We start from the raw sequence: 14544 nt of genomic DNA on the forward strand, positions 1-14544 counted from the left end.
GGAAGCTTCAGAATGATTACAGCTTATAAACATAATGTTCATCAAGATATTCATACCACTTCCTTAGAGGAAGCTTTATGGATTAATATTACCGAGCCCTCGAGAGAAGAAGTAGAATCTTTGATTGAGCGCTTTAATATTCCAGAAGACTTCTTAAAAGACCCCTTGGATGCGGATGAAAGCGCACGTGTCGAATTTGATGACGAAACAGGTTATTCTTTAATCATCATCGACTTTCCAATCGTCAATAATACGAACAATAAAATTATTTCGTTTATGACAATTCCACTGGGTATTATTATTGGACACAGACGCATTATGACGATTTGCGATCATGAAGTTGATTTCTTAGATCACTTTGCGAAATCTAGTCAAAATCTGCATTATCGCAGTCAATTTGCGTTGAATATCTTATTAACCATTTCAAACCACTACAACCGTAATTTGCGTTTATTGAATAAATCAAGATTACGCATCGAACGTGAATTGAAGAAAAAAGTAACGAACAAACAACTTTATAACTTGATGGAAGTTGAAAAGAGTTTGGTTTATTTCTTAGCTGCATTGAAAGGTAATGAAGATGTCTTCAATAAACTTTTCAAACTGCCGCCGATTAAACGTTTCGAAGAAGATGAAGACTTGATTGAAGACTTATTTGTCGAAACAAACCAAGCCATTGAAACAACAGAGTTGCATACACGTATCTTAGAAAGTATCACGACTTCATATGAATCTCTGCTTTCAAATGATATGAACAATATCATGAAGACTTTAACACTCTTTACAGTCTTCTTGACGTTACCGACTTTAGTATTCAGTTTCTTCGGTATGAACGTACCGCTTCCGCTTAACGATCATAGCCCGACTTCTTGGATTGCGACACTCGGTATCTCTATGATTATCGTTGCGATTGTCTTTTTACTTTTATGGCGCAAAGGCAAAATCTGACCTAGTTTCAAACTAAAAGATAGACATCATGTATCAAAGTAATCATTATTTTGATACATGATGTCTATTTTATTTATATTGACGTATATGCGGTGGCTGATAGTCTCTCAAAAAGGCTGCTAATGTTTCAAAATCATTTGTGAATAAAATCAAATCTCTGTCTGCCTGACTTAAAAAACCTTCCTCAACCATTTGGTCATAAAACGCTTCGATTTTGTCATAATAACCATTCACGTTCCAAAAGATACATGGATTAGCATTTTGACCGATTCTTGCCCAAGAAACCATTTCCGTAATTTCTTCTAACGTTCCTGGTCCCCCAGGTAAAGCTAAACAAGCATCCCCTTTATCTAACATAGCTGCTTTACGCTCAGCCATGGTATCAACAATTATCAATTCATCTAAACCTTGATGTGCAATTTCTTTTTCCTCTAAGAATTTCGGCATGACACCTACCACATGGCCTTGATGTTGTTTAACCGTATCTGCGAGATGTCCCATCAAACCGACATTGCCGCCACCATAGACTAAGCCATAATTGTGTTGTGCCATCCATGTACCTAACGCTTCTGCTGCTTTTAAATACACTGGATTTTGTCCTGTGCTTGCACCGCAATAAACAATAATATGCATCGTGCTCTCTCCTTTTGACTAAGTTACACTTCATTATAACAAATATAACCATGTTGTTATTCATTGCTTTTTTTATCATTTTTCGGTATATCTATTAACAGATAAAGAAAGGAGTTTCACACATATGAAAAAGAATGGCAAAACATTAGGTATATCACTGATTGCGCTTTTAACAATCGCATGTATCGTATTAGTTATTATGATCTTTGCTTCTGGCGAAAAAGAAACATATTACGGGATTATGAAAGATAATCAAACGGTTGAAAAAATGATCAGTGAAAAAGATAATCACATTGAGAAGAATGTTAAAGTTGATTCTGACGATCAATTTAAGCCTAAAAAAGGCGACTTTGTGGTACTTGTTAAAAAAGTAGGTACTGATGAGTTCAGTAAGAAAAAAGTGGTAGAACATGATGATATTCCACATGGTTTAATGATGAAGATTCATGATATGCATCATTAAGCATACGAAAACACCGACGTTTTTACGCCGGTGTTTTTTTAATAGTTTTACAAATATTATGTCAGAAAATTTAAATTTAGAGTCAGGTTTTAACAACCTCTCTATATGTGTGTATTGCTTAAATAGATTTTAAGTAGTCTTCAGATTTTTGTTTATCGAAGACATTTTCCCATTTCGCAATAACGACTGTTGATAATGCGTTACCGACTACGTTAACGCATGTACGAACCATATCCAGAATACGGTCCACACCGATGATTAATGCAAGACCGGCTGCTGGTAAGCCCATAGAACCTAATGTTGTTAAAAGTACAACGATTGAAGTTCCCGGCACCGCTGCCATACCTTTTGATGTAATCATCAATGTAAAGATTAATACAAGTTGTTCACCTAAACTTAAGTGAATACCATACATTTGTGCAACGAACAATGCGGCGATTGATTGATACAGTGCTGAACCATCTAAGTTGAATGTGTAGCCGATTGGAATTACAAATGATGTCACGTCTCTCGGAGAACCGAAGTTTTCCATTTTTTTCATCATAACTGGCAATACTGCTTCTGAACTTGAAGTTGAGAATGCCAATAAAATTTCACTTTTCAATACTTTTATAATATCAAATACACTGATGCCGCATAATTTAGCTACAATGCCCAATACTACTACTACAAAGAAGACCATTGCGCCGATAACAACAGCCACTAATTTCAATAGTGGAACCAATGCTGAAGCACCAAATGTCATAATTGTTACACAAATAAATGCGAATACGCCTAGAGGCGCGAGTTTCAAGATTTTATTGATCATCCAGAATGTCGCTTCTAACACTCCGCTTAAGAAAGCTTTAACAGGCTCTCCTTTTTCTCCGATAGCTGCAATTCCTAATCCAAAGAATACAGCGAAGAAGATAATCGGAAGCAATTCGCCTTTAGCTAATGCTTCGAAAAAGTTCGTCGGAATGATATTAACAATGGTATCAATAAAATGATTGCCATATGTAGAATGTTCAGCTGCATGTGCTGATGATTCATATTTAGTAATATCACCTTTTGGTAATTTGTTCGGATCTAGTCCCGTCCCCGGTTTAAAGATATTCGCGAACAAAACACCTAATGCAATTGCGATAGTTGTAATCACTTCAAAGTAAATAATTGTTTTAAGTCCATAACGTCCAACTGTTTTAGATTCACCTACACCTGAAATAGATAAGGCAAGCGAACAGAAAACGACTGGAATAACAATCATTTTAATTAAGTTTAAAAATATATCACCAAGCGGTTGTATATAATTCGCGATGTCTTTTTGTCCATAAAGCAATAGTCCTACAACAACACCAAGAACAAGCGCGATCATAACCTGCACTGGTAAACTTATTTTTCTCTTAAATATAGCCATTGATGCATCTCCCCTTTTTCTGACATTGTTTAATTATATCAGAAAATAAATAATTAGGATAGAAAAATTTAAAACTTCAAGATGATTTTACACTAAATGTTTAAAATTATATTAAATAACAGTGTAAAATAACATATTTTGAAGCAATTATCTTTCTATCCTAATTATACCGCTAGTCTTTGACGACTGCTAAGAAGATTACCATTAATACGATTAATGCGACACCCATAACTTGCCAAGCACCGAATGATACGCCTAACCATACAACAGATAATAAAATCGCTGTTAACGGTTCGATCGTACCAAGTACACTGGCTTCTTGCGGGAATAAGAATTTCAAGCTTGAAATAAATAGCCAGAATGCAAACATCGTACCAATAATCACTGAAATGAATAAATACACAATGACTTTTACATCCCAATTTGATGTATCAACTTTCCAAATCGGATGTAAGAAGTTTAAGAATATACCTGCGATTAACATCGCCCAACCTACAACATTGACTGTCCCCCACTTAGCAAGCAATTGTACGGGGAAGATGGTATAGAATGCCATCGCAAAAGCTGACATTACACCCCAAATAATTGCTGGCATCGGAACAGATAATGTTGCAAGTGAACCATTCGTTAATAGAAAGAATGTACCACTCAGTGCCAATGTGACTGCGATACCTTCTTTCCATCTGAAACGGATGACTTTAGCTGCAACTAAATACAAGATAATAATGACAGGACCTAAATATTGGAGCAACGTCGCTACTGCTGCGTTACCATAATGAATGGTCGCCATAAAGCAGTATTGCACACCTAACATACCAATGAGTGAGTAAATAAATAATTTGAGCGTATCTTTTTTATCTGCCCAAATGGTGATTGTCTTCTTACCTTCTAAAAAGAATGACATTATAACTAAAAGTAATCCAGATACTAATAAACGAACACCCACGAACCACGTGACCGGTAATTGTTTATTTTCAAACAACCATTGTGATACTGTACCGCCGACGCCCCAGAAGATAGAGCCAATAATCACGAGTACAAAGCCCGGCCAACGTTTTTGATTTCTGTGTGTCATGCCGTCCCTCCTATCATGTTTTTTCTCTATGCTGATACTAAAGGTGTTATATCCATTTTTGATGATAATAATCAATTTTTGATAAGTTGTGATAGAGTTTTCATACTCACACAACTATCCTTGTAACGCAAATAAGACACTAAACACTATTCATCGTGTTTAATGTCTTAATCACATTTATTCTAACATACTTAATCGGTTATTTAAGCTTATAATTGTCATCAAAGAAATTATGTTTAGCTTTTTTGATATGCTTTCTTGTTTGCGTATCAAATGCTTGTGCAAATAATCCCTTTGAAGTCCCCATCGGTTGAATCACATACGTTAATTGCGGTTCATCTTTAAAGACAACCTCTTTATAATAAACGCCGTCTTTCGCATTGAATTTTTTCTTTTCTGATTTGATATCATCTTGTAATTGATGTTCAGCAATATACTGATCCACCAATTTTAAATTTTGCTTACCTTGATAGGTTTTCAAACCAAAGAAGAATACTGTTGCGATAATTAAGGAACCGATAATAATTAAAATCAAATGAAAAACTTTTTTACTCATAGCCAGACTCCTTTAGCCTTTAAACTTCATCCATATAAAAATATATTATCTATATAATTATGAATGAAGTTTCCCTTACTTGTCACACGTTTAATTATATTGTAACAAATTTGTCGATGATTACATTAGAAATAACGTCTGAAAGCATCTACATCTAAACGATACGTATGATGTGCTGCTTGATCTGCCTTACCTACAGCAACCACCATTACTGGAACATAGCGTTCAGGATCTAATCCTAAAATAGAAGCAATATTTTCTCTATCGAAACCGCCGATTGGATTAGTATCATAGCCATGCGCTTTAGCGACAAGCATGAACTGCATCGCAAACAAGCTGCAGTCGATATTTACGATAGATGTCATTTGCGGCAAGCTTAATCCTTTATAAAATGGTAGAAACTTAGATAATAAGTCATCTTTAGTTTCTTGAGGCATATAGCCTTTATCAACGTTACCTTGATAGATTTGTTCACCATACTCGTAGTTGCGTAAATCACCAAAAATAACAACCATCGCTGCAGATGTATCATTTTGTCTTGTATTGAATTGCATAGCAGGACGGACTTTTTCTTTTCCTTCTTCACTGTCTACAACAACAACTCGCCATGGCTGCATATTAATTGAAGAAGGTGCTAGTGCTGCTTTCCCTAACATTTCATCCATTTCTTCATGTGAAATCTTCACATTCGGGTCATAAACCTTTACTGATTTACGTGCTCTCAGCACATCATCAAACCATTGTTTTTCCATTATATTTTTTGCTCCTTTATCTATTATGTTTATTTTTCGAACAAAACGGAATCTATTTGAATATTTTCATACTACAAAGTTTAAACATAGTAAATTATAGGCACGAAATTTATTCTTGACAAGTGATTGCGTTCATAATATCGTTATTTTAAATAAGGAGTGATTTAATTGCATGAACCTAACAACTTTTTAGATAAACAATTATGTTTTTTATTCTATGTGTCGTCTAAAGAGATAATTAAACGTTACACCCCGCATCTTAAGGAATATGGGCTGACATATACTGGCTATATTGTTCTACTCGCTATAGAAGACGATGAATCTATCAATATCAAATCTTTAGGGGAAAGATTATATTTAGATTCTGGAACATTAACACCTATGATTAAAAAGTTAGAAAAACAAGGGCTTGTTAAACGTCTTAGACAGCCATCAGACGAAAGAAATCTCCTTGTCTCTTTAACTGAAGAAGGTGTTAACACTCGACACGAAATCTCACATATTGCGATGGAAGTTTTCAATGATTTAGACATTTCAATGGAAGATGCGAAAACAATTAAATCTATCCTATCGAAATTTATCGTTAATAACTTTTTTGAAGCCTAACACTACAATCCTCTGATTATCTATCAGCTCCTGGACGTGATATAATTAAAGTCAGAACTCGCTGAATACTCAGTAAGATTGCCTTACAAGAATTCGGGTATGAATGACTAAAGCGAGCTTTAATTAAACAATGAAAAGGAGCGATTTTATATGCCTTTCGAAAGTAAACCCACTGACATTTTCAAAGAATTCGGACGCCAATTTATAGATCAAATCCCAACAGTAAATGCTGTAAAAACAGATATTAAAGAAAAAGATAACCAATATATTGTTGAAGCAGATTTACCAGGATTTGATAAAAAGAATATCAACCTTTCTTATAATGAAGGTACACTGAAAATCAGCGCAAAACGCTCAATTGAAAGTCGTACTGAAAATGAAGAAGGTCGCGTAATCCAAAGAGAACGTAGCACTGACAGTGTCAGCCGTGAATTCTCTTTCAGTAATATCGACAGCGACAAGATTTCAGCATCTTACAAAGATGGTGTCTTAACTGTTGTATTGCCTAAGAAAGATGAACAAGACTTAGCAGGTTCTAATATCACAATCGACTAATAATTATTTTTCGCAGCATTCCTTTAAGGGATGCTGTTTTTTTACGTCAAAAAAGCGAGTCCTCTTTAAGAACCCGCTTCTCTCATCAAAATGACATCTCATATTGATTTATAACATTTATTTTTAGTTACTACGTAATTCAGCTAACAATTTTTCCGCTTCAGCCATATTCGCAGTGTCTGCTTGTTTTAAAGCATCGGCTACCTGTTCAATTTCTGCACCTTTCGCACCTGCGACAATCGCCAATGATTTATACTGCAGACTCATATGACCTTCTTGAATACCTTCAGATACTAAAGCACGACACGCTGAGAAGTTTTGAGCCAAGCCGACTGCGGCTGCAACTTCACCTAATTCTTGTGCAGAATCCACATGCAAGATTTCTTGTGCTAAACGTGCAATCGGAACCACTTTTGTACCGCCGCCGACAGTTGCGAGTGTCATCGGAATTTCAATCGTTCCTCTTAAACGACCTTTATCTTCTAAGTACTCCCATTTTGTCATACTGCGATACTGTCCTTCTTTACATGCATATGCGTGTGCGCTGGCTTCAGCACTGCGTGTGTCATTGCCTGTTGCTAATACTACTGCATGAATACCATTCATAACACCTTTATTATGTGTCACTGCACGGTATGGATCGACATAAGCTAAAACTGAAGCAGCTTCCAAACGTTTCGCAACTGTTTCACCGCTCATCTCACCACGTGCTAAAGCTGAAACATCAATTTCTCCTGAGACGCGCACAAGTGACGCTGTAGCGTGATTAGACAAAATACTCATTAGGACATTGATTTCTGGCCATTCGCCTTTCAGGAAGCCAGAAATGCCTTCTAAGATGGTATTCATCATATTAGCGCCCATCGCATCTTTCGTATCAACATAAACTTTTAAAGAAACTAGTTGTTCTTTTTCAAACGTATCGACATCAATTTTACGATAACCACCGCCACGTTTTAAAATCGATGGATAACTTGCATCTGCGACTTGATGAATTTGTGATTCTTTCTCAATTAATTGTTCAGCTAATTGTGCTGGGTCTTCTACTTCCATAAAGACAATTTGTCCAATCATCAAACGTTCACTCGATTCAACTTTGAATCCGCCAGTTTGATTGACTAACTTCGAACCATAACTTGCGGCAGCTACGACTGATGGTTCTTCTACCATCATCGGCACCGCATAATGTTTACCGTCTACAATAATGTCTGGTAATAATCCGACAGGCAATGCACCTTGTGTAATCACATTTTCAATCAGACTATCAGCCACTTCTTCAGAAAGCAGCGGTATATCTAACAATTCTTGATGACTTTCTTGTGAAATCCAACCATTGTCTTCTAAACGCTGTAATTTATCTTGACGTGATAAGTGTCTGAAATCTTTCCCCAATGCTTTCATGTTGATTACTCTCCTTTTTCAACTTCTAATGCGATACCTAAACCGCCGCCGATGCATGCTGTTGCAATACCGTTGTGTTTATTTTCTTGATGCAGTTCATGAACTAATGATGTCACTAAACGTGCCCCTGAAGCACCGATTGGGTGACCGATTGCGACTGCGCCGCCATAGATGTTCAATTTCTCATCTGGAATGTTCAAATTCTCTTTAACCGCAATACTTTGAACTGAAAATGCTTCTGTCATTTCTACTAAATCAATATCATCAATTGTTTGATTTGTTTTCTCTAATAATTTAGATACAGCATAGTAAGGTGCGATACCCATAATTTCAGGATCACAACCGACTTCTGCGTAATCACCTAAAATCCCCATAATTTCATAGCCGTTTTCACGTGCATAGTCTGCATCCATTAAGATTAAGGCAGATGCACCGTCATTGATACTTGAAGCATTTCCTGCTGTTACTGTACCGTCTTCTTTGAAGATAGTATCTAAAGTCGCAAGTTTTTCTACATTACTGTTACCACGGATACCTTCGTCCATTGTCATTTCTTCGCCATCTGCATCTGTTAATGGAATCATTTCTGCTTGGTATTTACCAGCTTGAGATGCTTCGTACGCTTTTTGATGTGAATTGACCGCAAACGCATCTTGCTGTTCACGTGTCACTTCATATTTATCCGCAATACGTTCAGCCGTAATCCCCATCGGTACATTTTCAAACGCATCTGTCAAACCGTCATGCATAAAGCTTGGTACAGGTTTTTCTTGTCCAGGTAATACCAGTTTCGGTGCATTTGTCATACTTTCAACACCGCCAACTGCGACAACTTTTGCTTCCCCTAATTGAATCAGTTGTTTACCTAAGATTACAGCTTTTAAACCAGATCCGCATACTTCGTTGATAGTCATTCCAGGAGTTGATGTCGGCAATCCGGCATTCACCAAGATTTGACGTGCTGGATTCTGTCCGTTGCCTGCTTGCAATACGTTACCAAAAATTACATTCTCGATTTTATCTTTCGGCAGATTGATAGCATCAATTGCTGCTTCTAAAGCGATGGTGCCAAGTTGTACTGCAGAATAATCTCTTAATTTCCCTCTGAATTTTCCTACTGGTGTACGTTTTGCACTAACAATTGCGATTTTGCTCATAATTTAGTCTCCTTTTTTATCACTAGCTACTAATTTAAAATTGTATTTTTGTACCCTCTTTTGATATGATTTAAAGTGATTTAACATATCAAGAAAGGATGTTGGTTATTTATGACAATTGGTATCGACCAACTTAATTTTTATATTCCGAACTTTTACGTAGATATGGCTGATTTAGCCGAAGCACGCAATGTAGATCCAAACAAGTTTCTGATTGGTATCGGTCAGACTGAAATGGCTGTAAGCCCAGTCAGTCAAGACATTGTAACAATGGGTGCGAACGCTGCTCAACCTATCTTGACAGAACAAGACAAGAAAGATATTACGATGGTTATTGTCGCAACTGAATCAGCAATTGATTCAGCGAAAGCGTCTGCTGTACAGATTCATCATCTACTAGGAATTCAACCTTTTGCACGCTGTTTCGAAATGAAAGAAGCATGCTATGCAGCGACTCCTGCGATTCAAATGGCAAAAGATTATTTAGTACCACGTCCTAATGAAAAAGTATTAGTTATCGCAAGTGATACTGCGCGTTACGGACTTAACAGTGGCGGTGAACCGACACAAGGTGCTGGTGCAGTCGCTATGGTAATCAGTCATAACCCGCGTATTGCTGAGTTGCATGATGATTCAGTTGCATTTACAGAAGACGTTTACGATTTCTGGAGACCATCTGGTGAAATTTATCCGCTTGTTGACGGTAAATTATCTAAAGATGCTTATATCCATTCTTTCCAAGAAAGTTGGAACGAGTACGCGAAACGTTATCATAAATCATTGTCTGACTTTGCTGCGTTATGCTTCCATGTACCATTCACAAAGATGGGTCAAAAAGCACTTGATTCTATTTTAACAGATACAGCCTCAGAAGATACACAAGCAAGATTAAATGACAGTTACAAATCTGCTACGGATTATAACCGCTATGTCGGAAATATCTATACAGGTTCACTTTATTTAAGCTTGATTTCTTTACTTGAAAACCATGATTTAAATAGCGGAGACCGTATCGGTCTATTCAGCTATGGTTCTGGTTCAGTAGGTGAATTCTTCACAGCTACACTTGCAGACGGCTTCAAAGACGCACTTGATGTTGAAGCACATCAAGCAATGTTGAAAAACCGAAAAGCATTATCTGTTGAAGAGTACGAATCATTCTTCAAACGCTTCGACAACCTTGAATTTGATGCTGAAACTGAGTTAGCAGTTGAACCAAAAGGCAACTTCTACCTTAAAGAAATCTCAGACAACATTCGTTACTATGATACCGTAAAATAATAGATAAAGCTTGTGTGAAGCAATGCTTGATCTGGAAGTCTTGAAGTCATTTCAAGGCTTCTTTTTTATTTGTACATACTCTATTTTTTTATTTGTGTTTCATTCAATTTTCTTTTACCTATAAAAGGTGGATAGTTGTAAACAAAATCTATATAATAGATATTTAATGCATTATATTTCACATCGCGTTTAAGGAAAAACAGACAATCGTAGAGGTGACTAGAATTGAAGAAATTTCTCAGAGCGTTGCGTAACGCAACTAAAGGTGTGGATCTGAGTTTGATCATAACCTTTATCCTGCTTGGTTTTATTGGGATTGTCATGGTTTATAGTGCTAGTATGGTACCCGCTTCAAAAGGTTCTTTAACAGGCGGCTACCCTGTCGCAAGCAACCATTTCATGAAACGCCAAGCTATTTATTTCGTGATTGGACTTATCATAATCTTTTTCTCTCTTTTTGTCAGAATCGATTTCTTTAAATCTCCAAATGTTCAATTGGTCATGTTGTTAGTTACCTTTGGACTTTTAGCTTTAACCTTATTAATAGGTAAAGAAATCAACGGTTCCAAAAACTGGCTGAACTTAGGATTTTTCAGTCTCCAATCTTCCGAGTTTTTAAAACTCGCTTCTATATTTTATTTCTCATACATCATTGATCGACGATTAAGCAGACAGCGTGACTATCAAATTAATCATTTAATTCCGCCGTTACTCTTATTAGGCTTTGGTCTGGTCCTTGTACTCTTACAAGGTGACTTAGGTGGAACCATGTTAACCGTCGTCATTATAGGATGCATTTTACTTTATTCTGATATTAAGAATAAAATTAAAGTACAAATCTTTGGTATCGCACTCTTGCCTGTAGCAATGTATCTGATTTATACATTACTCTTTGATACGAAGAACATTTACAGAATCAAACGTATTGCTGTTTTCTTAAATCCTTTCAAATATGAAAATAATGAAGGGTATCAGCTGACAAGTGCTTTAATTTCAATCGGTAATGGCGGTTTATTCGGTAAAGGACTCGGCAATGGAGTTTCAAAACTTGGGTACCTGCCAGAACCGCATACAGACTTTATTTTCACTGTCTTGTCTGAAGAGTTAGGCTTAATCGGGGTACTGATTGTATTAGGACTCTATGGACTCATTGTGGTGAAAAGTTTAATCTATGCTAACCGTACTTCAAATCACTTCTACAAGTTGATATGTATCGGTATCGGCAGTTATATCTTTATCCAAGCCTTTGTTAATATCGGCGGTGTTTCAGGTACCATTCCTTTAACAGGTGTAACCTTACCGTTGCTCAGCTATGGCGGTTCATCGATGTTAAGTGTCAGTATTGCATTTGCGGCATTGATTATGACGACACGTAAAATTAATCGTGAACGTACCGCGCACACTAAACTTCAAGCAATTAAATAACATTCAAAGCAGGACAAGTGTAGGTCTATCACCTTTCTCTTGTCCTGCTTTTTAATATGACTAAGGACCACTAACATTCATCTATTAGTGGTCCATACGTCTTCAATATTTATATGTTCATTCATCCATACCGTTCTTATTTAGCTGCAAGCGAACGGTTTCTCTTGCCTAAATGCCACATTGTGATAAACGCAATCACTCCGAATAATGCTAAGAAGATGAAAGCTAAGTGGCTTGTTCCTGTTAAGCTTGTCACATACGTAATCACTAATGGCGGGAAGAATCCTCCAAGACCACCCATCATTGATACGATACCGTTTGCGACACCTGCTTCTTTGTGGAAGTAATGCGGTACTAATTTGAATACTAAACCGTTACCGATACCTGCACATGCACTGATTGTTAAGCATCCGATTGTAAATAATAAGATACCATCAGAAATACCTAATAAGACAGCACCGATAATCATAATAATAAAGTCGACTTTTAATGCCATCACCGCATCAATTTTGTCCCCGATGATACCACCAAGCGGTCTAAGTAATGTCGCGATCGCGATAAAGACCCCTGCTCTGATTCCTGCGTCTACTGAAGTCAAATTGAAATGATCAACTAAGTATTTAGGTAAGAAGATACCAAATGCTACGAAAGAACCGAACGTAATGAAATACCATAAGCTTAAGTAATATAAACGTAAGTCTTTTAATAAGTCTTTCGCTTGTGCTACAAATGGAACCTTAACTTTAGGTTCTTTAGCATCTCCTAAGAAGAACATTAAGATTGCGAATACTGCCATTAAGATTAAGTATAATCTCACTGTTGATTGCCAACCGATAACACCTGCTAATGGTGGTGCTAAGAATGAAGATACGGCTGTCCCTAAGTTACCCATACCGTAAATACCATTCGCTAAACCAACTTTTTCTTTAGGGAAATATTTAGGTAATGACGTTACCCCAACTGAGAAAGTCGCACCTGCTACCCCTAAGAAGAAGCCTGCAATCATTAACATGTTAACTGATGTTGCTGAACTTAATAAAAAGATAGGTACTAATAGAATAATAAAACTTGCGAAGAAGACCCATTTTGCGCCAATAACGTTTGTTAAATAACCGAATGGGATACGAAGAATAGATCCTAAAATAACTGGTATTGCGAGTACAATTGAAACTTGTCCGCTCGTAATTTTAATGTCTTCTGAAATCAGCGGCATCAATGGTGCAATGATACTCCATACCATGAAGCCGGCAACCAAACTCAACGTTTGGATGGTTAACTGTAAACCGCCTCTAGATTTGTTCATTTTTTTCACCCTAACATTACATTTTCATATCATATTTAATAAGAGCAGCAGTATCCCCCTGATGTGTTTTTTGAGTCGAAGTTATTTTATTCATCAGTTAAAGATACTGCTTACACTTAATAGTGTATTATTTAGGTGAATTATTGAACATAAGGGCATTCCCTTAAAACATTCGGCTTTTCCCTAATCCCTCTATTTTAGTTAAAATCAGCATGTTAAAGGCTTTTTTCATCACAATTTTTTCACATATTAGTCACATACTATTCAAATTGTTCGACTTTAAATTAAAAAAAGAACTCATCTATTTTGATGAGTTCAATGTCATTCCTATTTAAAAATCAAGCAATTTTTTCTTTAAGGCATACTCCACTAATTCTGGTTTAGTTTTTAATTCTAACTTCTGCATAATATGTGTTTTATGTGCTTCTACAGTTTTCACTGAAATAAATAATTTTTCTGCGATGTCTTTATTTCCATAACCTTTGGCAATTAAAGGCAATACTTCTAACTCGCGTTTAGATAAAATCCGAAACGGATCATTCGTATTTTTGCCATCTTGGTCAGAATTATTCACAAATTCATTGACCAATGATGTCGTCATTTTAGGGTCAATATAAGTGTCGCCGCGATAAACCGTACGCACAGCTGAAATTAATTGTTCATCTGGTGCGTTCTTTAAAATATAGCCTTTCGCGCCATTTCTTAAGACATGGAACAGATATTCATCATCATCATACATCGTTAAAATAAGTATTTTTGTTTCAGGAAAACTTTCCATAATTTTACTTGTCGCAATCAAACCTGACTCCCCTGGCGGCATGCTTAAATCCATAATTAACACGTCAGGGCGATGCTGCATCACTTTTTGGTATGCTTCAACACCCTCAGCAGCAGTATCTACGACTTCCATATCCTCTTGGAAATTCAAGATCATAGAGAAGCCCGTTCTCACCACTGCGTGATCATCTGCAATAACAATTCTCAACATCAAGT

General features: G+C 36.5%; 15 protein-coding genes. 6 read left to right on the forward strand and 9 right to left on the reverse strand.

Going from position 1 to position 14544, the window contains the following annotated elements; genetic code table 11:
* Positions 1-12 precede the first annotated feature (12 nt).
* Complete coding sequence (locus tag HMPREF2846_RS09675; protein ID WP_002479712.1) at positions 13-948, forward strand: magnesium transporter CorA family protein; 936 nt, start codon at positions 13-15, stop codon at positions 946-948.
* 69 nt (positions 949-1017) lie between these two features.
* Here the strand turns inward: HMPREF2846_RS09675 and HMPREF2846_RS09680 are convergent, their stop codons facing one another.
* Complete coding sequence (locus HMPREF2846_RS09680; protein ID WP_002479713.1) at positions 1018-1581, reverse strand: LOG family protein; 564 nt, start codon at positions 1579-1581, stop codon at positions 1018-1020.
* A gap of 124 nt (positions 1582-1705) precedes the next feature.
* On the opposite strand from HMPREF2846_RS09680, the gene HMPREF2846_RS09685 reads away from it, so the two are divergent.
* Complete coding sequence (locus tag HMPREF2846_RS09685) at positions 1706-2044, forward strand: DUF4889 domain-containing protein (RefSeq protein WP_002479714.1); 339 nt, start codon at positions 1706-1708, stop codon at positions 2042-2044.
* A 118-nt stretch (positions 2045-2162) separates the two neighbouring features.
* Here the strand turns inward: HMPREF2846_RS09685 and HMPREF2846_RS09690 are convergent, their stop codons facing one another.
* The 4 genes from HMPREF2846_RS09690 to HMPREF2846_RS09705 all read right to left on the reverse strand — a co-directional run bounded on the left by HMPREF2846_RS09690 (position 2163) and on the right by HMPREF2846_RS09705 (position 5823).
* Positions 2163-3440 carry a cation:dicarboxylate symporter family transporter gene (locus tag HMPREF2846_RS09690; protein WP_023015060.1) on the reverse strand — a complete coding sequence of 426 codons (1278 nt, stop codon included), beginning with the start codon at positions 3438-3440 and terminating at the stop codon, positions 2163-2165.
* A gap of 172 nt (positions 3441-3612) precedes the next feature.
* Complete coding sequence (locus HMPREF2846_RS09695) at positions 3613-4515, reverse strand: EamA family transporter (RefSeq protein WP_002479716.1); 903 nt, start codon at positions 4513-4515, stop codon at positions 3613-3615.
* Positions 4516-4714: 199 nt separating this feature from the next.
* A complete protein-coding gene (locus HMPREF2846_RS09700) occupies positions 4715-5071 on the reverse strand; it encodes a DUF3139 domain-containing protein (protein ID WP_002479717.1) in 357 nt (118 codons plus the stop codon).
* Positions 5072-5196: 125 nt separating this feature from the next.
* Positions 5197-5823, reverse strand: coding sequence for a nitroreductase family protein (locus tag HMPREF2846_RS09705; RefSeq protein ID WP_023015062.1), 627 nt, complete (start codon positions 5821-5823; stop codon positions 5197-5199).
* A gap of 168 nt (positions 5824-5991) precedes the next feature.
* Here HMPREF2846_RS09705 and HMPREF2846_RS09710 point away from each other — a divergent pair, with 168 nt between their 5' ends.
* Together HMPREF2846_RS09710 and HMPREF2846_RS09715 are read left to right on the forward strand one after the other, a co-directional pair.
* Positions 5992-6429: a MarR family winged helix-turn-helix transcriptional regulator gene (locus HMPREF2846_RS09710; protein ID WP_070626535.1), complete on the forward strand. Its 438-nt coding sequence runs from the start codon at positions 5992-5994 to the stop codon at positions 6427-6429.
* Between the two features lie 150 nt (positions 6430-6579).
* Positions 6580-6984 carry an Hsp20/alpha crystallin family protein gene (locus HMPREF2846_RS09715; protein ID WP_002479720.1) on the forward strand — a complete coding sequence of 135 codons (405 nt, stop codon included), beginning with the start codon at positions 6580-6582 and terminating at the stop codon, positions 6982-6984.
* 123 nt (positions 6985-7107) lie between these two features.
* Here the strand turns inward: HMPREF2846_RS09715 and HMPREF2846_RS09720 are convergent, their stop codons facing one another.
* Together HMPREF2846_RS09720 and HMPREF2846_RS09725 are read right to left on the reverse strand one after the other, a co-directional pair.
* Complete coding sequence (locus HMPREF2846_RS09720) at positions 7108-8385, reverse strand: hydroxymethylglutaryl-CoA reductase, degradative (protein ID WP_070626536.1); 1278 nt, start codon at positions 8383-8385, stop codon at positions 7108-7110.
* Positions 8386-8390: 5 nt separating this feature from the next.
* Positions 8391-9542, reverse strand: coding sequence for a thiolase family protein (locus HMPREF2846_RS09725; protein WP_002479722.1), 1152 nt, complete (start codon positions 9540-9542; stop codon positions 8391-8393).
* A 111-nt stretch (positions 9543-9653) separates the two neighbouring features.
* Between HMPREF2846_RS09725 and HMPREF2846_RS09730 the strand changes: the two genes are divergently transcribed.
* The gene (locus HMPREF2846_RS09730; protein ID WP_002479723.1) at positions 9654-10823 is read left to right on the forward strand and encodes a hydroxymethylglutaryl-CoA synthase; all 1170 of its coding nucleotides are present in this window, start codon (positions 9654-9656) and stop codon (positions 10821-10823) included.
* A gap of 225 nt (positions 10824-11048) precedes the next feature.
* Positions 11049-12248 (forward strand): FtsW/RodA/SpoVE family cell cycle protein, encoded by a 1200-nt coding sequence (locus HMPREF2846_RS09735; protein ID WP_060803609.1) that lies wholly within the window; start codon positions 11049-11051, stop codon positions 12246-12248.
* 136 nt (positions 12249-12384) lie between these two features.
* Here the strand turns inward: HMPREF2846_RS09735 and HMPREF2846_RS09740 are convergent, their stop codons facing one another.
* Together HMPREF2846_RS09740 and nreC are read right to left on the reverse strand one after the other, a co-directional pair.
* Complete coding sequence (locus HMPREF2846_RS09740) at positions 12385-13551, reverse strand: nitrate/nitrite transporter (protein ID WP_070626537.1); 1167 nt, start codon at positions 13549-13551, stop codon at positions 12385-12387.
* Positions 13552-13882: 331 nt separating this feature from the next.
* The gene (gene nreC / locus HMPREF2846_RS09745; RefSeq protein WP_070626538.1) at positions 13883-14536 is read right to left on the reverse strand and encodes a nitrate respiration regulation response regulator NreC; all 654 of its coding nucleotides are present in this window, start codon (positions 14534-14536) and stop codon (positions 13883-13885) included.
* Between the last annotated feature and the right edge of the window lie 8 nt (positions 14537-14544).

The organism is Staphylococcus sp. HMSC056G08, assembly GCF_001812305.1.
GTDB classification, from domain to species: Bacteria; Bacillota; Bacilli; order Staphylococcales; family Staphylococcaceae; genus Staphylococcus; species Staphylococcus simulans.